Raw genomic sequence first — 21,890 nt, 5'->3', positions numbered from 1 at the left:
GGGGACTCTTACCCAGGGGCGTTGACTGTCCAGGGAAACGCACCGTCGCCGCCACGTCGTACTTCTGGAGGGGGTGCGTCACTGGCGACGCGCCGTCTCGGCATGACCGCCAGCCGGCCCGCAAGTGTCCACTCAATGACCCGCACTCACTCGTTTCCGCTGAGCAAGACCGTTGCCCGAGTCGCGCACCGCGCGTCCCTAACGTGGCGTGACTGGCCTCACTGAGGTCCGCACCGGAAGGAACGTCATGAAGAAGCTCGGAGTCATCGTCACGAGCACGGTCGCTGCCCTGTCCACCCTCGCCGTGGGACTGCCTGCGTCGGCGGCGGCGGCACCGGATCCGCTGACTCGGCAGGCGGTCACCTCCTCCGCAGTCGCAAAGGCGGCGCAGAAGGCGGCGCCGAAGGAGATCGAAGTCGTTCGCACGGCCAGTGGCAGCTACGCGATCACCTGGGACGGCGCAGGCAGGCACCGCGTCTACGCCAGCACCAAGGCTCGCAACCCGTCCAGGAGCGGCAAGCTCGTCGGCACGAGCAAGTGGGGCTCGCTCAGCGTCAAGGGTCTGGACGACGGTGCGCGCTGGTACTTCGAGATCGCCTCACCCGAGGCGGCGAAGGCAGCCCGGGTGACCAAGAGGGTTCGCAAGAACGGCAAGACGAAGGTGATCAGGAGGACCAAGGACGTCCGGGGAGTCATCGCAGCGACCCGCGGCCTCGGTCTGGACAGCGTCAGCAACGCGCGCGATCTCGGCGGGCTCAAGACCGTCGACGGCCGGTCGATTCGCTGGGGGCTGCTCTTTCGCAGCGAGGCGGTGACGGCTCCGACCGTCCGCGACCAGGCGATCCTGGCGAAGCTGGGGCTGCAGCACTCTGCCGACTTCCGCGCCGAGTCCGAAGTGGCCAAGAACGGCGCGAACCGATACCCCGGCTCGCTCACCCAGCACTCGGTGGTCCTGCTCGACGCGGCGACCGATGCGCTGTCCATCGCCATCCAAGGGGCACTTCGCAGCGGTGACCCCCAGGTCGTCCAGGACCTCCTGGGCGACGGCAAGGCCGAGGAGATCGCGCGGGACGGTCTGGTCGACCTCGTGCTCAGCCAGGCCGGTCGGGATGGCTTCGCTCAGATCCTGCGGGTGCTGGCCCAGGACGAGGGGGCACCGCTGATCTTCAACTGCACCGCGGGCAAGGACCGCACGGGTGCGTTCGCCGCCATCGTGCAGCGTCTGCTCGGCGTCTCCGAGCGCAACGCCATGGCCGACTACGAGCTGTCCAACGTCTATCGCCGGTCCTCCAACGAGGCGACGTACACGCGTCTCGAGGGCATCGGGGTGGACCGCCGGATCCTCCAGCCGCTGCTGGAGCAGGACGGCGACAACCTGGCCGGCATGTTCCGCGCCATCGATGAGGCGTACGGCAGCTTCGACCGCTTCCTGGTCAAGGGCCTCGGCCTGGACGTCAAGACGATCAGGAAGATCCAGGCGAACCTCCTGGTCTGAACGACGAGCAGGATTTCACCACATTTGGGGAGGATCTGCGGTTCGAGGCCGATACCCCGACGAGAGCGGCGTCAACTTTCAGGTGACCGTATACCTAGCGTCATGAATCGGCGCGCTCTCTCGGAGGTATGGCATGAAGGTGGACGTGGCCCGGGCGGCCAATCGAGCCAAGCGTGAGCTGATCCATCGCGTCCCGGCCGTTCGAAGTCATGTCGAGGCCAGTCGGGCCACTCGGGTCGATGCCCATCGCCATCGGCTGCCGACCCTCGACGCCGCCCATCAGCGGCTGGTCCGCGAGCTGCGGGGGAGCGGCATGGTCGTCGCCCCGTGGGGCGCGATGGGGCTTCCCGGGGTGGACTCCCTCAAACCGCTGCTCCTCGAGCTGAGCGGGGTCCTGGCGGAGCGCTCGCCCGGCGGGTCGCACTCGGTGCTGCTCGGTCGGGACGAGATGCTCGAGGACGTCGCCCTGTGGCAGTGGGGGCTGCAGCCCCGGGTCCTCGACCTCGTGGAGAACTACCTCGGCGTACCGGTCCGCTACTTCGGGCCGCTGGTCCACCGCGAGTGCGGCGACGGTCGTACGGTCGACACCCGGCAGTGGCACCGCGACATCGAGGACCACCGGATGCTGAAGATCCTCGTGTGGCTCAACGACGTCGACTCCGACGGCGGACCCTTCACCTACGTCCCGAGGACGCCATCGACAGCTGCCGCGCGAGCCCTGCACTACGTCGGGGGATTCGTCGCGGACGAGCAGTTCGCCGCGACCGTGCCCCGAGACACCTGGCGTCAGGCCACGGGCCCGCGGTGGACTGCCGGTGTCCCGGACACCGCGCAGATCTTCCACCGCGCTGCGCCGCCCACGTCGCGGGACCGGTTCTCGGTGACCTTCACCTGGATGACGCGCTGGCCGTACGCCACGATCACCCCCGAGCCCTGGCGTCCTGACCAGGTCCGTCGGTGCCTGGCCGGGCTGGACGCCCGGCAGCGTGCCTGCCTGCCGCCGGCCATGCTCCGGGCTCTGTGAATAGGGCTCGCTGCGCCTCGATCAGCGCAGCAGCCTCGCCAGCGCCTCCGGGTCGCGACCGACCACGGCGGTGCCGTCGTCGGCGGTGATGATCGGTCGCTGGATCAGTCGTGGATGGTCGACCAGTGCCTGCAGCCACGCGCCACGGTCCTCCGGGGTGCGGGCGAGCCCCCGGACGGCAGCGGCCTCGGGCTCGCCGGTGCGGGTGATGTGCCACGGCTCGAGGCCGAGGCGGGCCAGCACGTCCTCGAGCTCGGCGAGGGTCGGCGGCTGGTCGAGGTAGCGGCGCACGGTGTACTCGACCCCGGCCTCGTCGAGCGCCTTCGTCGCGGCCCGGCACTTCGAGCAGGCGGGATTGACCCAGATCTCCATGGGGACACCTCACCAGAGCGGATGGGAAGGTGGCGACATGGCCCCGATCGAGATCCCCCGTCCCTGACGGGGCGGGACCGGGCGCGTTCGCGGGAGCGGTCCCTCGTGGAGGCCGCCCGTTGGGACTCGGCGGGTTCGCTCAGCCCGTCGTCGCGTCGTCGAGACACATGATGTTGCCCTCGCTGTCCTTGAACCAGGCGGCGCTGCCCATCCCCTCCATGGAGGCGACGTCGCCGTCCCACGTGGCGCCGGGCAGGTCGTAGTGCTCGAACGTGAGGCCCTTGGCCTTCAGCTCACGCACCTCGTCGGCGACGTTGCCGACATGCCACTGCGCGATGGTGTGGCCGGCCTGTCCGGCGTACTCCGTCTGGTAGAGGAAGAACGTCGTCCCGCCGCTGGTGGTGTAGACGAGCCCGCCGGGGTTCTCGTCGGCGGGGGTCAGGCCGAGCATGTCGGCGTAGAAGCTTCGCGCCCGGTCGAGGTCGGAAGCCGGAACGTTCGCGGTGACCACGCTGTCGTTCAGCATCGGTGCTCCTTACGGTCGAGAAGTGCCCGAGCCGCTTCCCTGACAACGTAACTCCGCCCGGGGTGCTCTGACCACGCCCGCAGCGCGTCGGTCCGTCGGTAGGGGCGAAAACTCCCCCGAATACGTCGGGCCGGGGTCGAGAAGTTGGGCCCGGACACCTGCCGGCGCCCGCTCAGCCCTCGGACGCGGGCGGCTCGGTCAGCACCCGGAGGGCCAGGTCGGTGGTCGCGCCGACGCCCAGGAAGTCGACGACGCGCGAGACCCGCACCCGGTCGAGGGGGAGCAGACCGGGGGAGCCGGGTACGTCGGGGGTCAGCCCCAGCTCGAGGTCGGTCTGCCCGGCCATGATCGAGATGTTGAAGTCGTAGCGTTCCCGAGCCCCGGGTGCGGTCAGCCGCTTCAGCAGGGTGGCGCCCATTCGGCGGGCGCCGGTCTCCAGGCACCACGAGTCGACGGTGGCCACCAGGTTCTCGCCGCCGCAGTGCTCGATGTCGGACCACACGGCCCGCATGGAGCCCATCAGGTCCAGCAGCACCGGCGCCGTCTTCTCGCCGATGCCGGCGACTCCGGGCAGATTGTCGCTGGCGTCGCCGCGGAGCGCGGCGAACTCCAGGTAGCGGGCCGCGTCGACGCCGTACAGCGCCCGCAGCCGCCGCTCGTCCAGCAGCGGGGAGCCGCTGATCCCGCCGTCGATGAGGCGCAGCACCCGGGTGTGCGCGCTGATGTTGGCGAACGAGTCGCGGTCGGAGGTCACGATCACGCAGTCCCAGCCCTCTCGACTCGCCCAGGTGGCCGCCGAGGCGTTGACGTCGTCGGCCTCGAGACCGGGCGGGGTCACCGTGCGGAAGCCCAGCGCGTCGAGCAGGGAGGCGGCGCGCTCGAGCTGCTCGACCAGGGTCGCGTCCTTGACGGCGCGGCCCGCCTTGTAGCCGGGGTAGAGGCCCTCGCGCATTGACGTCGTCCGGTCGTCCAGCCCGAACAGCAGGGCGTCGGGTGCGAACTGGTCGATCGCCTCCAGGATCTGGCGCAGCATCCCGTGCAGTGCCCACGCCGGCCGGCCGGTCCGGTCGCGCAGGTCGGTGTGCGCGCGGGCGTGGTGGTTGCGGTGCAGCAGCGAGGGCGCGTCGACGGCGAGGAGCAGGCGGCGGGCGCGCGGCGGTGGGGTCTGCATGGGCGGGCCCAGACTAGTTCCCCAGCGGTCGATCAGCCGCCGGCCTGGAGCCGCTGCCAGGTCTCGGTCGTGACGTTGCCGGTCCGGGTGAGCCGCTCGCGCTTCTGGAACCGGGCGACTGCCTTGCTGGTCCGCGGGCTCATCAGGCCGTCGACCCGGACTCGGATGCCGAGTGCGGCGCCGAGGGCGCGCTGCGTCCGGCGGACCGGGTCTCCGGTCGAGCCGACCTTCAGCAGCGGGCGGGAGCCGCGCGAGAGCAGCGCCACCCAGGTCCTGCGGTCCAGCCGGCCGGTCACCCGCACGTCGAGCCTGCGCTGCGCCTTGCGGACCGCCTTCACGGTGCCGGCGTCGTAGCGGCCGCTGGGCCTGGCCCGGGTGAAGCGCTGCTTGCGCAGCTGGCACTGCGCGGCCTTGACCGCGGCGCCGCGCGAGCCCTTGCGCAGGGTGGGGTAGCGGCGCAGGTCGACGTCGACGCCCGGGCACATCCGCCGGGTGGGGGAGCCGACCGAGCCGCGGCCGACGTCGACCCAGTTCAGGTCGATCTGCATCGAGGTGCCGGCGTACGTCTTGACGGTGTCGAGCTCGTACTGGTGGATCCGCGCGTGCCGGTCCCACCGCTTGCCCTGCACCCGGTGGTCGGTGCGGGTGTTGGCGCGGCCGTTCTCCCAGGCGAACCAGATGTCGTCGGGCATGGCGTACGAGCCGGGCGAGACCCGGTCGGCGAGGTCGAGCGAGGTGATCGCGGCGCCGATGCTGGAGTAGACGCCGGAGTCGAAGCCCTGGGCGTGCAGCTGCTTGGTCCAACCCGAGAGGAACGACAGCGCCGCCTGCCGGCAGTCGTCCGGCGCGAGGTCGTAGTCCTCGAGGTCGTAGTAGAGGATGCTGCCCCTGCGGATCGCCAGCGACCGGGCGGCCGCGACGGCGCTCCGGGCCTCGGCGCGGCCCTGGGCCCCGGCCGTCGCACGGTCCAGGGACATCTCGAGGGCGTACTCCTTCTTCGCGCAGCTGGCCTGTGGTCCGACGTGGATCGGCAGCAGGTGCCAGCCGCGGCGGGCCTGGGTGCGCACCCAGTCGGCGGTCAGCTGGTCCTGGGGGCAGGTCCGGAGGCTGCCGCTGATGTAGATGCCGACCGCGGAGTACGGCGACGCCACCCGCCACGCGTCCATCACCTGCTGGGAGGGGGCCGAGCAGGCGTCGAACCCGTAGCCGGTGAACGAGCCCGGGACCTGGACGGTCGACCCGGCGCGAGGAGCCGCTGCCTGGTCCGTGGCCTGGGCGGTGGGGACGCTCAGCGTCGCGAGCGAGAGCGCCGCGGCGCTCGCGAGGACGGCCAGGCGGGTCAGCACGTGGGGCATCGGGTTCCTCTCGTCGCGCCCGAGACGGGCGAGGGCGTCCGGTGAGGCTAACCGAACCCGCGGACACCCGGGTTCGGATCGGCGCCGCGCCAGTACGGTCGGCAGGGACGACCACCTGAAGGAGAGCAGCATGGAGAAGCGCACCCTCGGCACCCCCGGGCTGGAGGTTTCGGCCCTCGGCCTCGGCTGCATGGGCATGAGCCACGGGCTCGGCCCGGCCGGCGACCACGACGAGATGGTCCGGGTGATCCGCGACGCCGTCGAGCTCGGCGTGACCTTCTTCGACACCGCCGAGGTCTACGGTCCCTGGGTCAACGAGGAGCTGCTCGGTGCGGCCCTGGCGCCGGTCCGCGACGAGGTCGTGGTCGCCACCAAGTTCGGCTTCGCCTTCGACGCCGACGGCAACCAGACCGGCCTCTCCAGTCGGCCCGAGCACATCAGGGAGGTGGCCGACGCGTCGCTGCGCCGACTCGGCGGCGAGGCCATCGACCTCCTCTACCAGCACCGGGTCGACCCGGACGTCCCGATCGAGGAGGTCGCGGGCGCCGTCGGCGAGCTGATCGAGGCCGGCAAGGTGCGCCACTTCGGGCTCTCCGAGGCGGGCGCGGGGACGATCCGTCGCGCACACGCCGTCCAGCCGGTGACGGCGCTGCAGAGCGAGTACTCGCTGTTCTGGCGCGAGCCCGAGGAGTCGGTGCTGCCGACGCTCGAGGAGCTCGGCATCGGGTTCGTCCCGTTCAGCCCGCTGGGTCGCGGCTTCCTCACTGGCAAGATCGACGCCAGCACCAGCTTCGCCGAGAACGACATCCGCCGCTCCATCCCGCGCTTCCAGGCCGAGGCCCTGGCAGCCAACCAGGCCGTGGTCGACCTGCTCGCCCGGATCGCCGGGCGGTACGACGCCACGCCCGGCCAGGTCGCGCTCGCCTGGCTGCTGGCCCAGCGGCCGTGGATCGTGCCGATCCCGGGCACCCGTCGTACCTCCCGGCTGGAGGAGAACATCGGCGCGGCCGAGCTGGAGCTGACCGCGGCCGACCTCGACGAGATCCAGCAGGCCAGCGCGGCCATCGTCGTGCAGGGTGAGCGCTACAACGAGGCGATGCAGGCGATGATCGACCGCTCCTAGCCGGGCCGACCCGGGGCCGACCCGGGGCGCACGGGCCGTCGGCGGCCTCTGTCATGCTTGCCCATTGGTCGACACGACGTCCGGAGTGCACGTCGGGAGTGCAGGAGACGGAGCAGGATGGGCGAGATCGCCGGTGAGCTGGCCCGCGTCAAGGGCGCCTTCGCCCAGCCGACCCTCACCCTGCTGCACCAGCGGCAGGCGGCGGTGGTCATCACCATCTTCCGCGCCGCCTTCGGCCGCAACAACAAGCCGATCCCGACCGCGCGGCTGCACACGCAGGTCGAGGAGCACCTCGCCGGGATCCGCCTCGCCGGCGAGTCCGAGGTGCCCACCGGCAGCGGTCGCGACATCTGCCAGCGCTGGATGCGCGGTCAGTGGCTGGTGCGGTCGCTGGACGAGACCGGCAACGAGGTCTACTCGCTGACCTCGCACGCGCAGCAGGCCCTGGAGCTGGTCAAGAACCTCGCCCGCGACCGGGCCACCCTGAGCGAGCACCGGATCGCGACGATCCTCGGCAGCGTGCGCCGGTTCAACTCCGAGGCCAACCCCGACCGGACGTCGCGGGTCACCATCCTCAACGCCGAGATCGCCCGGCTGCAGGCCGAGCGGGATCGGCTGGTCGACGGCGCCGAGATGGTCGGGGCGACCGAGGACTACATGCTCGAGGGGTTCACCGAGCTGCTGTCGCTGATCTCGGCGCTCCCGAGCGACTTCGCGCGGGTCGAGGAGCGGTTCGCCACGATCCGTGGCGAGATCCTCGCGGCGTTCCGGGCCGAGGACCGGCCGGCGGGCGAGGTCATCGACGCCTACCTGGCCCGGGCCGACGCGCTGATGACGGCGACCCACGAGGGTCGGGCGTTCGAGGGCGCCTTCGCGCTGCTGCGCGACGACGCGCTCGTCGGCCAACTCCGCGAGGACCTCACCGCGCTCCTGGAGCACCCGATCTCCGGGCGGATCCTCAGCGACGCCGACCGGGCCGAGCTGCAGGGCACGGTCCGGCTCGTCCGCGACGGGCTCGACCGGGTGCTGGCCCAGCGCTCCCGGGTGACCGCGACGCTGAAGGAGTACATCGTCTCCCACGACGCGGCCCGCGACCGGCAGCTCGAGCAGACCCTGCGCCAGGTCGAGTCCGAGCTGATGGCCTGGATGGCCACGACCGGTCCGCGAGCGACCCACGACGTCCCGCTGATGCCGGCCCGCGCCGGTGTCGACCACCTGCGCGAGCGCTTCTACGACCCGGCCGACGACGTCCTGCCCGAGCGGATCGCCACCGCCGACCCGGACGACGCGCCGGAGGTCTCGCTCACCGCCCTGATGGCCCAGGGCGGCCCCCGGCTGAACTCCCTGCGCGAGCGCCTCGAGGAGGCGCTGACCTCGCTGCGGCCGGTCGGCTCGCTCGGCGAGCTCTTCGACCAGCTCGAGCCGTCGTTGCGCCGACCGGTCGAGATCCTCGGCCTGCTGCACCTCGCCGCCGACCGCGACTGGGGGACCGAGGACGTGCTCGACACCTTCGCGGCCGTGCGTCACGACGGGTCGCGGCGTGCTTTCGCCGTCCCGCGCACCCCGCTGCCGGACCCCGACCGACCCGCTGCCCGACCCGCCCGATCCGCCCGTTCCGAGAGTGAGACCCGATGAGCGTCGACACCGACACCGATCTCGACCTCGGGGACGAGCTCCTCGACGAGGGCTCGGTCTCGCTCTTCGAGGGCGACGAGGGCGGGCTCGAGTACGCCCAGCGCCGGGCGCTGGTCGCCCTGCTGAAGCAGCGCTTCATCAGCGCCCGCACCCACCCGCGCGACTGGCCGGTCCTGGTCGAGCACGAGCGGGTGCTGCGCTCGCGCCTCAACGACCTCTTCCTCGACCTGGCGATGGACCGGGAGCGCGAGGTCGCCTGGAAGCGGCAGGCGATCTCCGAGACCGGCGCGCGCTTCCCGACCCTGCTGTACGACGCCGCCTGGTCGCGCGAGGAGACGCTGGTGCTCGTGCATCTCCGCGACCGGCTCCGCGCCGGCCAGGCCGGGGGCGACGCGCGGGTCTTCGTCGACCGCGAGGACATCGTCGACTACGTCGCGAGCTTCCGTCCGCCGCACGCGACGGACGAGGCCGGCGACGAGAAGCGCGCCCGCAACGCGGTGGTCAGCATCGTCAAGTCGGGCCTGCTCATCGGTGCCGCCGCCGACGACCGCTACGAGATCAGCGAGGCCGTCGAGCCGCTGCTGCCGCTGGAGCTCCTCCAGGAGCTGCTCGAGGCCCTGCAGCGCGCCAACGGCACCGAGCGCGAGATCGAGGTCGAGGACCAGGACCTCTTCGACGAGAGCTCCGACGGGGAGCCCACCGACCGGGCAGGGGAGGAGTGACGATGCCGATCGACGAGATCCAGCAGGTCGACGACGCGACCGACGGCCTGTTCGAGCAGCAGGTCGTGGCGATGCCCTCCGACGACACCGTGCAGTGGCGTGCGGCGCTGCTGCAGCTGGTCAACTGGGGCGGCTTCGGCGGCCTGACCACGGTCCCGCTGCGCGGCGACACGACGATGATCTCCGGCGCCTCCGGTGTCGGGAAGAGCACCATCCTCGACGCCTACACCGCGCTGATGATGCCGTCGGACACCAAGTTCAACGGCGCCTCCAACGACGCCGTCGCCGGCCGCGCCCGGGGCGTCGGCCAGCGCAACCTGCTCTCCTACCTGCGCGGCGCCGTCGACGTCGTCGACGACCCGCGCACCGGGCGTCCGGTCGAGCAGCTGCTGCGCGGCAAGGGCGCGGACACCTGGGGCGCGGTGGCGATGACCTTCGTCAACGACCAGGGCGGTCGCTTCACCGCGCTGCGCACCTACTACGTCCCGCGTCGGGCCGCCCGCTCGAGCGACGTACAGATGCAGCTGGCCACCCACGAGGGGGCGCTCGCGCTCGACACCCTCGAGGTCGCCGTCCCCGAGCGCTTCCACGCCAACACGCTGAAGAAGCTCTACCCCGGCATCCGCGTGCACCGGACCTACTCCGAGTACTCCGCCGTCCTGCACGCGCGGCTCGGCATCGGTGCCAACGGCGACGGTGCGAAGGCGCTGCGCCTGCTGGCCCGGATCCAGGCCGGCAACCAGGTCCGCAGCGTGGACGAGCTCTACAAGGACATGGTCCTCGAGCGGCCCTCGACGTACGCCGCCGCCGACCGGGCCGTCGAGCACTTCGACGACCTCGACACGGCGTACTCCGCGATGCGCGTCGAGGAGCAGAAGCTGGAGCTGCTCGACCCGATCACCGACCTGCACGAGCGCCGGCTGGCGGCCCAGGTCCGGCTCACCGAGCTCGACTCGTACGGCGTGACCCGGTCCGGCGACACGCCGCTGCGGCGCTGGCTGCTGCGCACCCACCTGCGGCTGCTGGAGAGCGCCGTGGACGCCAACCGGGATGCGCGCAGGGCGACCGCCGAGGAGCTGACCCGCACCGGCTCGGCCGAGGCCGCGCTGCTGGGCGACCTCGAGGCGGCCAAGGAGGCGCACCGGGCCGCGGGCGGCTCGACCCTGCAGTCGCTCGGGCTGTCCCTGGAGCAGGAGGCGGTGGTCCGCGAGGACCGGCTCGGACGCTGTGCGGTGCTCCGGGAGCGGCTGCTGCCGCTGATCGAGGTGACCGGGGCCGAGAGCATCGACGGGGCGCTGGCCTCGGTCGAGGACTTCGCGGCGCTCCAGCAGCGCGCCCGCGCCTGGCTCGAGGGCTGGCGGCTGGAGCACGAGCGGCTCGGCGCGGAGCGCGACGTGGTCCGGGACCAGCGCTTCCCGATCCAGCAGCGGCAGAGCGAGCTGCGGCGCGAGCGCGCCTCGCTGGAGGACCGCGCGGGCCGGATGCCGGCGCGGATGCACGAGCTGCGTGCGGAGGTCGCCCAGGCGAGCGGGCTGGGGGTCGAGGAGCTGCCGTTCGTCGCCGAGCTGGTCGACGTCGCGCCCGAGGAGGCGCGCTGGCGCACCGCGATCGAGACGGTCCTGGGCGGTACGGCGCGGCTGATGCTGGTGCCGCTGGACCGGCTGGAGGCGTTCTCCGCGGCCATCGACGGGCTGCACCTGCGCGGGCGGCTGACCTTCGAGGGCGTCGAGCTCGACCTGCCCGACCGCGGACCCGGCGACCCGGAGCGGATCGCCGGGAAGCTGCTCTTCAAGGACTCGCCGTTCTCCGGCTGGGTGCAGGGGCACGTCGATGACCCCGCGCGCAACGCGCTGTGCGTCGAGACCTCGGCGGGGCTCACGGGTCCGGGCCTGCGGGTGACCCTCGCCGGCCAGACCCGCAGCGGTCGCCGCGGCGCCCACGGCCGCAACGACGCCCGCAGCATCATCGGCTTCTCCAACGCGGACGCCATCGCCGAGATCGACGCGGAGCTGGCGGCCCTGGAGAGCGAGCTCGTCCGGGTCGACGCCCTGGTCGCCGAGCAGGACCGGCAGCTGCGGGTGCTGGAGCAGTCGCGGACGGCGTACGAGGCGGTCGTGACCGCCCGCTTCGACGACCTCGACGTCACCGGCAGCGACCGGCGGATCACCGACCTGGAGCGGCGGCGCACCGAGATCCTCACCGCCGACGACCAGCTGCAGGTTCTCCAGGCCCAGGTCGAGGAGCTCGCCGAGCAGCTGGAGCAGACCCGGCGCACCCGGTTCGGGCTGGAGCGACGGCAGCAGGAGCTCAGCGACAGTCACGCCGAGCTGATCGACTCCGAGGACCTGGTCAAGGACCGGCTGGAGGAGATGGAGCGGGCCGGCCAGGTCGTCCTGACCGAGGCCCAGGACACCGCCTTGAGCGTCGAGTTCGCCGCCGCCGCCGCACCGGCCGACCCCACCGACCTGGACCGGTTCCACGAGAGCTCCCAGCGGCTCGCCGAGCGGCTGCGCGGTGCGGTCGCCGACGCCGACACGGAGACCAGGCGGGTCGAGGACGAGCTCGCCGGGATCTTCCGGCTCTACAAGCTCCAGTGGGACTCGCCGAACCTCGGCGCGACCGCGGAGTCGTACCCCGACTACGCGCGGATCCTCGACGAGATCCGCGGCAAGGGCCTGGCCCAGCGGCGCTCGGAGTGGCGGCGCCGGCTCACCGAGTGGAGCGGCCAGGACCTGGTGCCGCTCGTCGGCGCGATGGCCGCCTCCATCGAGGAGATCGAGGACCGGCTGGAGCCGATCAACGCGATCCTGCGGCGCCTGGAGTTCGGCGCCTCCCGCGACCGGCTGCGGATCCGGCTGCGCCGACTGGCCCCGGCTCACGTCCAGGTCTTCATGCGGGACCTGCGGGCCCTGTCGGCCGGTTCGTCGGCCGAGCTGGGCGACGCCGAGCTGGAGCAGCGGTTCACCGAGCTCAGCCGGTTCATGGTGCAGCTGCGCAAGCCGAGCCAGGTGGGCGACGTCGGGGTGGCCGCCACCGACCGGGACCGGCTGCTCGACGTACGCCGGCACGTGGAGATCAGCGCCGAGCGCTACGACCACACGACCGGTGAGCTGCGGGCGACGTACCGCACGCTGGGGGAGAAGAGCGGCGGCGAGAGCCAGGAGCTGGTCGCGTTCATCGTCGGCTCGGCGCTGCGGTTCCGGCTCGGCGACGAGACCCGGTCGCGGCCGCGCTTCGCGCCGGTCTTCCTCGACGAGGGCTTCGTCAAGGCCGACTCGGAGTTCGCCGGCCGGGCCGTCCAGGCGTGGAAGGGGCTGGGCTTCCAGCTGATCATCGGGGTGCCGCTCGACAAGGTGACCGGCCTGGAGCCGCACATGGACGAGCTGCTCGCGATCACCAAGAACAGCCGCACGCACCAGTCGTGGATCACGCCGATCACCTCCGTGGAGGCGCCTGCCTGATCCCGCGGCTGCGCACGTGCTCGGCATCCACGGGCCCGGCTTCCGCTCGGTGGAAGCCCGGCGTGGTGATCGTCCCGGCCGTCGTCGCAGAATCCGGGTCATGTCGCCCACGCCCCACCGCACCCAGGTCGCGATCGTCGGTGCCGGGCCGGCCGGCCTGATGCTGTCCCACCTGCTGGCCGGGGTCGGCATCGACTCCGTGGCCGTCGACCTGCGCTCGCGGCGCGAGATCGAGGAGACCCACCGGGCGGGCATCCTCGAGCAGGACTCGGTCGACCTGCTGGTCGACACGGGTGTCTCGGACCGGGTGCACCGCGACGGCTACCGCCACGACGGCATCGAGCTGGCCTTCGGCGGGGGCAGCCACCGCATCGACTTCGAGGGCCTCGTCGGGGCCGCGACCCAGCTCTACCCGCAGACCGACGTGTTCATCGACCTCGCCGACGCCCGCGCGCGCGACGGCGGGGACGTGCGGTTCGAGGTCACCGACGTCGAGGTCGACGACCTGGTCTCCACGACCCCCGTGCTGCGCTTCACCGACGCCGCGGGGGAGCGGCACGAGGTGCGTGCCGATTTCCTCGTGGGCGCCGACGGGTCGCGGAGCCTGTGCCGCCGGCAGGTGCCGGAGGCCGAGCGGCGCCAGTACTTCCGCGAGTACCCCTTCGCCTGGTTCGGGATCCTCGTCGAGGCGCCGATGAGCGCGCCCGAGCTGATCTACAGCCACTCGCCGCGGGGCTTCGCGCTGATCAGCCAGCGCACCGAGACCCTGCAGCGGATGTACTTCCAGTGCGACCCGGCGACGGACGTCGCGGACTGGTCCGACGACCGGATCTGGGAGGAGCTGCAGGCCCGGGTCGGCGCCAACGGCTACACGCTGAAGGAGGGCCCGATCACCTCCCGGACGGTGCTGCCGTTCCGCAGCTTCGTCCAGGAGCCGATGCACCACGGCCGCCTGGTGCTGGCCGGCGACGCCGCGCACACCGTGCCGCCGACCGGGGCCAAGGGGCTCAACCTGGCCCTCGCCGACGTCCGGGTGCTGGCCGAGGAGCTGGAGCGGGCCGTCGCCGCCGGCGACCCCGCCCCGCTGGCGAGGTACGGCGAGCGCGCGCTGGCGCGGGTGTGGAAGGCCCAGCACTTCTCCTACTGGATGACCACGATGCTGCACACCCTCCCGGAGGCGTCCCCGTTCGACCTGCGCCGTCAGGAGGGCGAGCTGGCCGCGGTGACCGGCTCGACCGCCGGCTCGACGTACCTCGCCGAGGCCTACACCGGCTGGCCCGGGCAGCGCTGAGCGAAACGCCTCGACGACACCTCGTTCGGGCTCGGGGGACTTGATAGTCTCGAAGAATCCGATGCCGCCACGGCCCTCGCCCGGCGCCCGATCACCGGCTCGGTAGGCGTCACCTTCTGCGGCTCCAACCACACAACGCACTCTCCGGCGGGCGGCAAGGCTCCGGGCTCTCATCGAGTACGGCGTCGAGTCTCGCGGCACCACGTGCCCGTCGCACCGGCTGAGCGTGACCCCCACGGTCGGCCCCCGGCGGAGGCGGTCCCCCCTTCCGTCGGGGGTCCCGGGCGCCGTCCTCCGGGAACCCGTGGAGGGACTCCCGGATACCCCAGATCATCGATGACGGGCGGACCACGACGGTGTTGAGTGGGCCGAGGGGCCCTCACCACCTCGTCTCCGGGAGCTCCAGATGAAGAAGACGCGTGCACTTCCCGTCGCCGCCGCGAGCACGGCCCTCCTCGTCGCCGCGCTGGTCCCACCCGCGGATGCCGTCCGGGACCGGGCGACACCGGGGGCCGACAGTGCCGGGGACGCCTACTTCCCGCTCGACGGCAACGGCGGGTACGACGTCGAGCACTACGACCTCCGCCTGCGCTACGACCCCGACGCCGATCTGCTCCGCGGGCGCGCGAAGCTGGAGGCCAAGGCCACCCAGCGCCTGTCGTCGTTCAACCTCGACCTGGTCGGTCTCACGGTCCGCGAGATCCGGGTCGACGGCGAGCGCGCCCGCTGGAGCCGCACCGACCACGAGCTCACCGTCACGCCGCGGCACCCGCTGCGCGACGACCGGCGGTTCACCGTGCGCGTGGTGTACGACGGCGTCCCCGAGATGCTCGAGGGTGCGGGCTTCATCGCCACCGACGACGGCTTCGACATCGCCGGCCAGCCGCACGTCGCCGCGAGCTGGTATCCCGTCAACGACCACCCGACCGACAAGGCGTCGTACACCTTCCGAGTGACGGTGCCCCGCGGTCTCGAGGCGGTGGCCAATGGTGACCTGGTCGCGAAGAGCTCTCGCCGCGGCTGGTCGACCTGGACCTGGCAGGCGCGCGACCCGATGGCCAGCTACCTGACGACGGTCGACGTCGGGGAGTTCGACCTGCACGCCTACCGCGCCGACGGCCGGCGCTACCTCGACGCCGTCGACCCGGACCTCTACGAGCCGATCGCGGCGCCGTCGACCGGCACCGGGTTCGCCGTCTCCCAGGCCGCGAGCTCGTCGTACAAGCGGCTGATGCACACCCTCAGCGTCCCTGCGGGTGGGGCCTCGGCCGCGTTCACGCTGACCCGCGACACCGAGGCCGACTGGGACTTCGTGCTCGTGGAGGTGCACACCGTCGGCGAGGACGACTGGACGACGCTGCCCGACCTCAACGGGCACACCACCCAGGCCACGGGCAACTCCTGCCTGCTGTGGCCGGACCTGCACCCGTTCGTCGCCGAGCACTACCAGAGCATCGACCAGGTCGCCGAGACCTGCAGCCCGACCGGCGCGACCGGCACCTGGTGGGCCGCGTCCGGCACCGGCGCGGGGCCCGAGGAGTGGGAGGTCGACCTCTCGCCGTACGCCGGAAGCGACGTGGAGCTGTCCATCAGCTACGTCAGCGACGACCTGGTCCAGCAGGCCGGCCTCTTCGTCGACGACATCGTCGTGTCGACCGGCGAGGGCAGCACGTCGTTCGAGAGCGGTCCGGACGGCTGGACCGTCCCCGGCCCGCCCGCCGGGAGTCCCGGCAACGAGAACGACTGGATCGTGGGCACCGCCGCCGACGTGCCGCCGTCGACGGGCGAGATCGTCGACGGGTCCTTCGCACGGCAGCCGGAGATCGTCGGCTTCCTGTCCGGCTACTTCGGCCCGTACCCGTGGCGCAGCGTCGGCGGCATCGTCGACGACGTGGACGGGCTCGGCTTCGCGCTCGAGACGCAGACCCGGCCGATCTACTCCAAGGCCTTCTTCACCGACCCGGTCTCCGGCGACGGTGTCGTCGTCCACGAGCTCGCGCACCAGTGGTACGGCGACTCGCTCGCCGTCGAGCGGTGGCGCGAGATCTGGCTGAACGAGGGCTTCGCGACGTACGCCGAGTGGCTGTGGTCCGAGCGGGAGGGACTCGGGACGACCCAGGAGACGTTCGACTTCTTCTACGACAACGAGTTCATCCCGCCCGGGGACCCGTGGTGGGACGTCGTCATCGGCGACCCCGGCCCGGACCAGCTGTTCGAGTTCCCCGTCTACTTCCGCGGGGCGATGACCCTCCACGTGCTGCGCGCCACGATCGGCGACGACGACTTCTTCAGGCTGCTGCGGGTCTGGGCCCGGTCCCGGGCGGGCGACAACGTCACCACCGCGCAGTTCATCCGGCTCGCCGAGCGGATCTCGGGTCAGCAGCTCGACGACCTGTTCGAGACCTGGCTCTACACCCCGGGCCGGCCGGAGCTGGCGCCGTCATCCGGGTCGAGCGCCACCGAGCGCTCGGCACGGCGGGCCACGGAGCCGCCGGCCTCCGCGGAGGTGACGCTGGGGCTGGCCAGGCGGGAGGGGCGGTGGGGCCGCTGAGCCCGCGACGCGCGGACCGGGACGGCCGTCGGGACCGTCCCGGTGTTCGGGAGACCTGGGGGCCAGTCGTGCTGGCGGCGCCTAGCGTGCGACGAATGCGTACGCGGCGAACCGGACAGTCCTTCTCCCACCTGCTGGCTCCCGGGCGGATCGGCCCGATCACGCTGCCGAACCGGGTGATCATGCCGGCGATGGACATGAACGTCTGCCATGACGGCGTGATCGTCGATGAGGACATCGAGCACTACGTCGCCCGCGCTGCGGGCGGCACCGGGATGATCATCACGTCGGCGTCGGCGGTCGCGTTCCCGATCGGTGCGACCAGCATGAAGGAGCCCGGGCTCTCCGACGACAAGTTCATCCCCGGGCTGAAGGCGCTCGCCGACGCGGTGCACGACGCCGGCTCGCTGCTGTGCGTCCAGGCCACCCACCACGGCAAGGTGGCGCGGGTCGACACCGCCAACGGCCGCCCGCTGCTGGTGCCGTCGGAGCCGAACGAGCCCCGCGACCTCTCCTCCCTGCGCGACAACACCCCCGACGAGCTGGCCAAGATGGGGTCGGTCACCAAGGGCATGCCCACGACGTACAAGGAGGCCACCGAGGAGGACATCGCCTGGGTGATCGACCAGTTCGCCCAGGCGGCGCGCCGGGTGATGGAGGCGGGCGCCGACGCGTTCGAGATCCACTGCGCCCACGGCTACCTCCTCGGCGGCTTCCTGAGCCGCGCCGACAACCGGCGTACCGACTCGTGGGGCGGGTCCCTGGAGAACCGGGCCAAGCTGGCGTGCGAGGTCATCGCCGCGGTACGCCGGACGGTCGGCGACCGGCTGGCCCTGCTGGTCCGGGTGGCGGGGGAGGAGTACGGCCCCGAGGGCGCGCTGACCACCGAGGAGACGATCCAGGCCGCCCGGCTCTTCGAGGCGGCCGGTGCCGACGCCATCCACGTCACCGGCTGGGGCCGCAACCCGTTCGCCGACTTCCTCAAGGGCCCGCTGCCGAACGAGGTCGGCGCCTACCGCGACTACGCGCGCCAGGTGAAGGCGGCCGTGAACATCCCGGTCATCACCGTGGGCCGGGTCCTCCCCGAGGTCGGCGAGGAGATCATCGCCGCCGGGGACGCCGACTTCGTCGCGATGGGCCGCCAGCTGCTGGCCGATCCCGACCTGGTCAACAAGCTGAACGCCGGCCGCCGGGAGTCCGTGCGGCCGTGCATCAACTGCTACGTGTGCGTCGAGCAGAACTTCTGGGACGACACCCCCGTGTGTGCGGTCAACCCGGCGCTGGGCGACGAGCAGGCCGCGACCTTCCTGCCCGTGCCGTCGCCGCGCCACGTCGTCGTGATCGGCGGCGGGCCGGGCGGGATGGAGACCGCGCGGGTCGCACGCGAGCGCGGGCACCGGGTGACCCTGGTCGAGGCCGGTGACCGTCTCGGCGGGTCGGCGTGGTTCTCCCAGCTCACGACCCCGCCCAACGGCCCCCTGCTGGAGTGGCAGCAGCACGAGCTCGAGCGTCTCGGGGTCGTGGTGCTCCTCGGGCAGAGGGCCACCGTCGAGTCGATCCTGGCGCTGCGGCCGAGCACCGTGGTGCTCGCCACCGGGGCGCACCGCGGCCTGCCCGCCGTCCCCGGCGCCGACCTGCCGCACGTGCAGACCGGCGACACGCTGCGGGCGCTGATGACGGGGACCGGTGACGCCGGGTCGTCCCGCGGCGGGCGCACCATGCGGTGGGCCGCCCGTGCGGGCCGCTTGACCGGGGTCACCCGGCACCCCGAGCTGATCCGTCGGGCGACCCGCACGTTCCTCCCGGTGGGCAAGGACGTGGTCGTCATCGGCGGCTCGCTGGTCGGGCTGGAGCTGGCCGAGTTCTTCGCCGAGCGGGGCAAGTCGGTGACCGTGCTGGAGACCGGCGCTCAGCTCGGGCTGCCGATGGCGCTGCCGCGCCGGTGGCACGCGGTCCGCCGGGCCGCCGAGCACGGGGTGCGGCTGGAGCGGAAGGCGACGGTCGAGGAGATCACCGCCACGACCGTCCGCTACCGCGACGGGGACGGGCACGAGCAGACCGCGTCGGCCGACCTGGTCGTGGTGGCCTCCGAGGTCACGTCCGGTGCCCCGCTGGCCGAGCAGCTCGCCGACCGTGGCGTCACGGTCGAGGTCGTCGGCGACGCCGCCGAGGTCGGCTACATCCAGGGCGCCGTCCACTCCGCCTGGCGGGTCGCCCGCACCCTCTGAACAGACGACGAAGGGGGCCGACCATGGTGGTCGGCCCCTTCGTCGTGGAGAGGAGATGCGTGGTGGACCTGCCTCAGCCGGCCTCGCCCAGGATATCCAGCGCGATGTCGACGATCATGTCCTCCTGACCGCCGACCAGGCGGCGGCGGCCGACCTCGAGCAGGATCGTGCGCACGTCGATGCCGTAGCGCTCGGACGCGGTCTCGGCGTGGCGCAGGAAGCTGGAGTAGACGCCGGCGTACCCGAGGGTCAGCGTCTCGCGGTCCACCCGGACCGGGCGGTCCTGGAGTGGGCGGACGATGTCGTCGGCGGCGTCCTGGAGGGCGAACAGGTCGGCGCCGTGCTTCCACCCGTTGAGGTCGGCGACGGCGACGAACGGCTCGATCGGGCAGTTGCCGGCACCGGCGCCCTGGCCGGCCAGCGAGGCGTCGACGCGGCGTACGCCCTCCTCGACGGCGACCACGGAGTTCGCGACCGAGAGCGAGAGGTTCTCGTGGGCGTGGATGCCGAGCTCGGTGTCCGGGTCGAGTACGTCGCGGTAGGCCCGGATCCGGTCGCGGACGCCGTCCATGGTCAGCCGGCCGCCGGAGTCGGTGACGTAGACGCAGTGCGCGCCGTAGGACTCCATCAGCTTGGCCTGCTGGGCCAGCTCCGCGGGCGGGGCCAGGTGGCTCATCATCAGGAAGCCCGAGACGTCCATGCCGAGCTCGCGGGCGGTCGCGATGTGCTGGGCGGCGACGTCGGCCTCGGTGCAGTGCGTGGCGATGCGCACCGAGCGCACCCCGAGGTCGTAGGCCGTGCGGAGCTCGGCGATGGTGCCGACGCCGGGGAGCAGCAGCGTGGTGAGCCGGGCACGGGTGAGGTTCGCCGCGGCGGCCTCGATCCACTCCCAGTCGCTGTGCGAGCCGGGACCGTAGTTCAGGGTGCCGCCGGCCAGGCCGTCGCCGTGCGCGACCTCGATCGCGTCGACGCCGGCTGCGTCCAGGGCCGCGACGATCCGGCCGACGTCGACGGGGTCGATGCGGTGCCGGATGGCGTGCATGCCGTCACGGAGGGTGACGTCCTGCAGGAAGATCTCGGTCATGCGGTGGCCTCCACGAGGGTGTTCTCGGCGATCCGCTCGGCGGTGCGGAGCGCGGCCGAGGTCATGATGTCCAGGTTGCCGGCGTACGCCGGGAGGTAGTGGGCGGCGCCCTCGACCTCGAGGAAGACCGACACCTGGTGCGTCACCGGGGCGGTGGGGTCGGCCAGCAGCGTGTGCACGGGCTGGTCGTCGGGGACCGGGACGATCTGCACGACCTGCTTGAGGCGGTAGCCCGGGACGTAGGCGGCCACCTGAGCGACCATCTCCGTCACCGAGGTGCGGATCCGCTCGTGCGTGGCCGGGTCCGGGTCGCCGATCAGGCAGAGCACGGTGTCGCGCATGATCAGCGGCGGCTCGGCGGGGTTGAGGACGATGACCGCCTTGCCGCGGCCGGCGCCGCCGACGGTCTGGATCGCGTGCGAGGTGGTCTCGGTGAACTCATCGATGTTGGCCCGGGTGCCGGGGCCGGCCGACTTGGAGGCGATCGAGGCGACGATCTCGCCGTACGGCACGGGGGTGATGCGGGAGATGGCGGCGACGATCGGGATCGTCGCCTGGCCGCCGCAGGTCACCATGTTGACGTTGGTCGCGTCGAGGTGCTCGTCGAGGTTCACCGCGGGCACCACGAAGGGGCCGATGGCGGCGGGGGTGAGGTCGATGAGCCGCTTGCCGTACGGCGCGAGCTTCTCGGCGTTCGCGACGTGCGCCTTGGCGCTGGTGGCGTCGAAGACGATCTCGATCTCGTCGAAGCCGGGCAGCGCGATCAGCCCGTCGACGCCATCGCTGGTGGTGGCGAAGCCGAACCGCTCGGCGCGGGCCAGGCCGTCCGATGCGGGGTCGATGCCGACCATCGCGCCCACCTCCAGGGTCTCGGACAGGCGCATCACCTTGATCATCAGATCGGTCCCGATGTTGCCGGACCCGATGATCGCGATCTTGGTCTTCTTCACTTCGCCTCCTCGGCGGTGGGGTTGGAGACGGGGCTGGAGAACCGTGCGGTGACGCTGCCCAGGCCGCTGAGCTCGGCGGTGACCGTCGCGCCGGGAGGCACGTCGCGCATCGGGCCGAGGGCACCGGACAGCACCACCTGGCCGGCGCGCAGCGGCTCGCCGTACTCGCGGGCGGTGCGGGCCAGCCAGGCCAGCGCGTTGAGCGGGTCGCCCAGGCAGGCGGCGCCGTCGCCGGTGGAGACCTCGACCCCGTCGATGCTCATCGACATCGTGACCTCGACCGGCTCGACCTCCTCGAGCGTGCGGCGCTCGGTGCCGAGCACGTAGAGCCCACTGGAGGCGTTGTCGGCGACGGTGTCGCCGAACGCGATGTCCCACCCGGTGATCCGGCTGTCGACGATCTCGAGCGCGGCCACCGCGTAGTCGACGGCGGCACGGAGCTGTGCGTCGTCGAGCGGGCCCTCGGCGAGGTCGGCCTTCAGCACGAAGGCGATCTCGGCCTCGGCCTTGGGCTGGAGCAGCCGCTCCATCGGGACCTCGGGCGCGCCGGTGAGGTCCATGTCGTCGAAGAGCCAGCCGAAGTCGGGCTGGTCGACACCGAGCTGCTGCTGGACGGCGAGGGAGGTGGCGCCGATCTTGCGGCCGACCACCGTGGCGCCGGCGTCGCGGAGGGCCTCGATGTTCCGGGACTGGACGGCGTACGCCGCGGCGAGGTCGTCGGCGCCGATCAGGTCGCGCACCGGGGCGCAGGGGGTGCGGGTCTGCGCCGCTCGGTGCAACCGCTCGGCCGCTTGGGCGATCGACGCCTCCGTCACGGAGGTGTCGGGTGCGGTTGGAGTCATGGCGCCAGCGTGGTCGGCACGGCCCGCGGGCGTCGGTCGCCCTCCCACTGACCGGAACCC

At 72.3% G+C, this 21,890-nt stretch carries 16 protein-coding genes; 9 read left to right on the top strand and 7 right to left on the bottom strand.

Annotated features, from left to right (window positions below):
• Positions 1 to 247 precede the first annotated feature (247 nt).
• Positions 248 to 1,495 carry a tyrosine-protein phosphatase gene (locus tag MUB56_RS20395; RefSeq protein ID WP_244928843.1) on the top strand — a complete coding sequence of 416 codons (1,248 nt, stop codon included), beginning with the start codon at positions 248 to 250 and terminating at the stop codon, positions 1,493 to 1,495.
• Positions 1,496 to 1,628: 133 nt separating this feature from the next.
• The gene (locus MUB56_RS20390) at positions 1,629 to 2,519 is read left to right on the top strand and encodes a hypothetical protein (RefSeq protein ID WP_244928842.1); all 891 of its coding nucleotides are present in this window, start codon (positions 1,629 to 1,631) and stop codon (positions 2,517 to 2,519) included.
• 21 nt (positions 2,520 to 2,540) lie between these two features.
• On the opposite strand, the gene MUB56_RS20385 is transcribed toward MUB56_RS20390, so the two are convergent.
• From MUB56_RS20385 to MUB56_RS20370, 4 genes are all read right to left on the bottom strand, one after another.
• Entirely contained in the window at positions 2,541 to 2,891 is a 351-nt protein-coding gene (locus MUB56_RS20385) for an ArsC/Spx/MgsR family protein (protein WP_244928841.1), read from the bottom strand.
• A 139-nt stretch (positions 2,892 to 3,030) separates the two neighbouring features.
• Complete coding sequence (locus MUB56_RS20380; protein ID WP_244928840.1) at positions 3,031 to 3,417, bottom strand: VOC family protein; 387 nt, start codon at positions 3,415 to 3,417, stop codon at positions 3,031 to 3,033.
• 172 nt (positions 3,418 to 3,589) lie between these two features.
• Positions 3,590 to 4,588 (bottom strand): 5'-3' exonuclease H3TH domain-containing protein, encoded by a 999-nt coding sequence (locus MUB56_RS20375; protein WP_244928839.1) that lies wholly within the window; start codon positions 4,586 to 4,588, stop codon positions 3,590 to 3,592.
• 32 nt (positions 4,589 to 4,620) lie between these two features.
• Complete coding sequence (locus tag MUB56_RS20370; protein ID WP_244928838.1) at positions 4,621 to 5,943, bottom strand: glycoside hydrolase domain-containing protein; 1,323 nt, start codon at positions 5,941 to 5,943, stop codon at positions 4,621 to 4,623.
• A gap of 130 nt (positions 5,944 to 6,073) precedes the next feature.
• Between MUB56_RS20370 and MUB56_RS20365 the strand changes: the two genes are divergently transcribed.
• The 7 genes from MUB56_RS20365 (at position 6,074) to MUB56_RS20335 (ending at position 18,954) form a co-directional block, all read left to right on the top strand.
• Positions 6,074 to 7,066 carry an aldo/keto reductase gene (locus tag MUB56_RS20365; protein WP_244928837.1) on the top strand — a complete coding sequence of 331 codons (993 nt, stop codon included), beginning with the start codon at positions 6,074 to 6,076 and terminating at the stop codon, positions 7,064 to 7,066.
• 117 nt (positions 7,067 to 7,183) lie between these two features.
• A complete protein-coding gene (locus tag MUB56_RS20360) occupies positions 7,184 to 8,701 on the top strand; it encodes a DUF3375 domain-containing protein (protein ID WP_244928836.1) in 1,518 nt (505 codons plus the stop codon).
• The gene (locus tag MUB56_RS20355; protein WP_244928835.1) at positions 8,698 to 9,423 is read left to right on the top strand and encodes a DUF4194 domain-containing protein; all 726 of its coding nucleotides are present in this window, start codon (positions 8,698 to 8,700) and stop codon (positions 9,421 to 9,423) included. The genes MUB56_RS20360 and MUB56_RS20355 overlap by 4 nt, the downstream gene beginning before the upstream one ends.
• A 2-nt stretch (positions 9,424 to 9,425) precedes the next feature.
• Positions 9,426 to 12,884, top strand: coding sequence for an SbcC/MukB-like Walker B domain-containing protein (locus tag MUB56_RS20350; protein WP_244928834.1), 3,459 nt, complete (start codon positions 9,426 to 9,428; stop codon positions 12,882 to 12,884).
• A gap of 100 nt (positions 12,885 to 12,984) precedes the next feature.
• The gene (locus MUB56_RS20345) at positions 12,985 to 14,175 is read left to right on the top strand and encodes a 4-hydroxybenzoate 3-monooxygenase (protein ID WP_244928833.1); all 1,191 of its coding nucleotides are present in this window, start codon (positions 12,985 to 12,987) and stop codon (positions 14,173 to 14,175) included.
• Between the two features lie 406 nt (positions 14,176 to 14,581).
• Complete coding sequence (locus MUB56_RS20340; RefSeq protein ID WP_244928832.1) at positions 14,582 to 16,726, top strand: M1 family metallopeptidase; 2,145 nt, start codon at positions 14,582 to 14,584, stop codon at positions 16,724 to 16,726.
• Between the two features lie 95 nt (positions 16,727 to 16,821).
• On the top strand, positions 16,822 to 18,954 hold the full coding sequence (locus MUB56_RS20335; protein ID WP_244928831.1) for an FAD-dependent oxidoreductase: 2,133 nt from the start codon (positions 16,822 to 16,824) through the stop codon (positions 18,952 to 18,954).
• A gap of 73 nt (positions 18,955 to 19,027) precedes the next feature.
• On the opposite strand, the gene dmpG is transcribed toward MUB56_RS20335, so the two are convergent.
• The 3 genes from dmpG to MUB56_RS20320 are packed head-to-tail and all read right to left on the bottom strand — an operon-like array spanning position 19,028 to position 21,830.
• Positions 19,028 to 20,038, bottom strand: a complete 1,011-nt coding sequence (gene dmpG, locus MUB56_RS20330; protein ID WP_244928830.1) for a 4-hydroxy-2-oxovalerate aldolase — start codon at positions 20,036 to 20,038, stop codon at positions 19,028 to 19,030.
• Complete coding sequence (locus MUB56_RS20325) at positions 20,035 to 20,988, bottom strand: acetaldehyde dehydrogenase (acetylating) (protein ID WP_244928829.1); 954 nt, start codon at positions 20,986 to 20,988, stop codon at positions 20,035 to 20,037. Before MUB56_RS20325 ends, dmpG begins: the two co-directional genes overlap by 4 nt.
• A complete protein-coding gene (locus MUB56_RS20320; protein WP_244928828.1) occupies positions 20,985 to 21,830 on the bottom strand; it encodes a fumarylacetoacetate hydrolase family protein in 846 nt (281 codons plus the stop codon). The genes MUB56_RS20325 and MUB56_RS20320 overlap by 4 nt, the downstream gene beginning before the upstream one ends.
• Positions 21,831 to 21,890 lie beyond the last annotated feature (60 nt).

This window comes from Nocardioides sp. W7 (genome assembly GCF_022919075.1).
In the GTDB taxonomy this organism is placed as follows: Bacteria; Actinomycetota; Actinomycetes; order Propionibacteriales; family Nocardioidaceae; genus Nocardioides.
The sequence above is the reverse complement of the archived record's forward strand: the minus strand, read 5'-3'. Positions and strand labels throughout refer to the sequence as shown.

What these genes read in the sequence shown, in the direction of transcription:
- MUB56_RS20335 (WP_244928831.1), top strand. Translation starts at nt 16,822, where the DNA reads ATGCGTACGCGGCGAACCGGACAGTCCTTCTCCCACCTGCTGGCTCCC.
- MUB56_RS20320 (WP_244928828.1), bottom strand. Translation starts at nt 21,830, where the DNA reads ATGACTCCAACCGCACCCGACACCTCCGTGACGGAGGCGTCGATCGCC.
- MUB56_RS20350 (WP_244928834.1), top strand. Translation starts at nt 9,426, where the DNA reads ATGCCGATCGACGAGATCCAGCAGGTCGACGACGCGACCGACGGCCTG.
- MUB56_RS20365 (WP_244928837.1), top strand. Translation starts at nt 6,074, where the DNA reads ATGGAGAAGCGCACCCTCGGCACCCCCGGGCTGGAGGTTTCGGCCCTC.
- MUB56_RS20355 (WP_244928835.1), top strand. Translation starts at nt 8,698, where the DNA reads ATGAGCGTCGACACCGACACCGATCTCGACCTCGGGGACGAGCTCCTC.
- MUB56_RS20380 (WP_244928840.1), bottom strand. Translation starts at nt 3,417, where the DNA reads ATGCTGAACGACAGCGTGGTCACCGCGAACGTTCCGGCTTCCGACCTC.
- MUB56_RS20345 (WP_244928833.1), top strand. Translation starts at nt 12,985, where the DNA reads ATGTCGCCCACGCCCCACCGCACCCAGGTCGCGATCGTCGGTGCCGGG.
- MUB56_RS20360 (WP_244928836.1), top strand. Translation starts at nt 7,184, where the DNA reads ATGGGCGAGATCGCCGGTGAGCTGGCCCGCGTCAAGGGCGCCTTCGCC.
- MUB56_RS20370 (WP_244928838.1), bottom strand. Translation starts at nt 5,943, where the DNA reads ATGCCCCACGTGCTGACCCGCCTGGCCGTCCTCGCGAGCGCCGCGGCG.
- MUB56_RS20340 (WP_244928832.1), top strand. Translation starts at nt 14,582, where the DNA reads ATGAAGAAGACGCGTGCACTTCCCGTCGCCGCCGCGAGCACGGCCCTC.
- MUB56_RS20385 (WP_244928841.1), bottom strand. Translation starts at nt 2,891, where the DNA reads ATGGAGATCTGGGTCAATCCCGCCTGCTCGAAGTGCCGGGCCGCGACG.
- dmpG (WP_244928830.1), bottom strand. Translation starts at nt 20,038, where the DNA reads ATGACCGAGATCTTCCTGCAGGACGTCACCCTCCGTGACGGCATGCAC.
- MUB56_RS20375 (WP_244928839.1), bottom strand. Translation starts at nt 4,588, where the DNA reads ATGCAGACCCCACCGCCGCGCGCCCGCCGCCTGCTCCTCGCCGTCGAC.
- MUB56_RS20395 (WP_244928843.1), top strand. Translation starts at nt 248, where the DNA reads ATGAAGAAGCTCGGAGTCATCGTCACGAGCACGGTCGCTGCCCTGTCC.
- MUB56_RS20390 (WP_244928842.1), top strand. Translation starts at nt 1,629, where the DNA reads ATGAAGGTGGACGTGGCCCGGGCGGCCAATCGAGCCAAGCGTGAGCTG.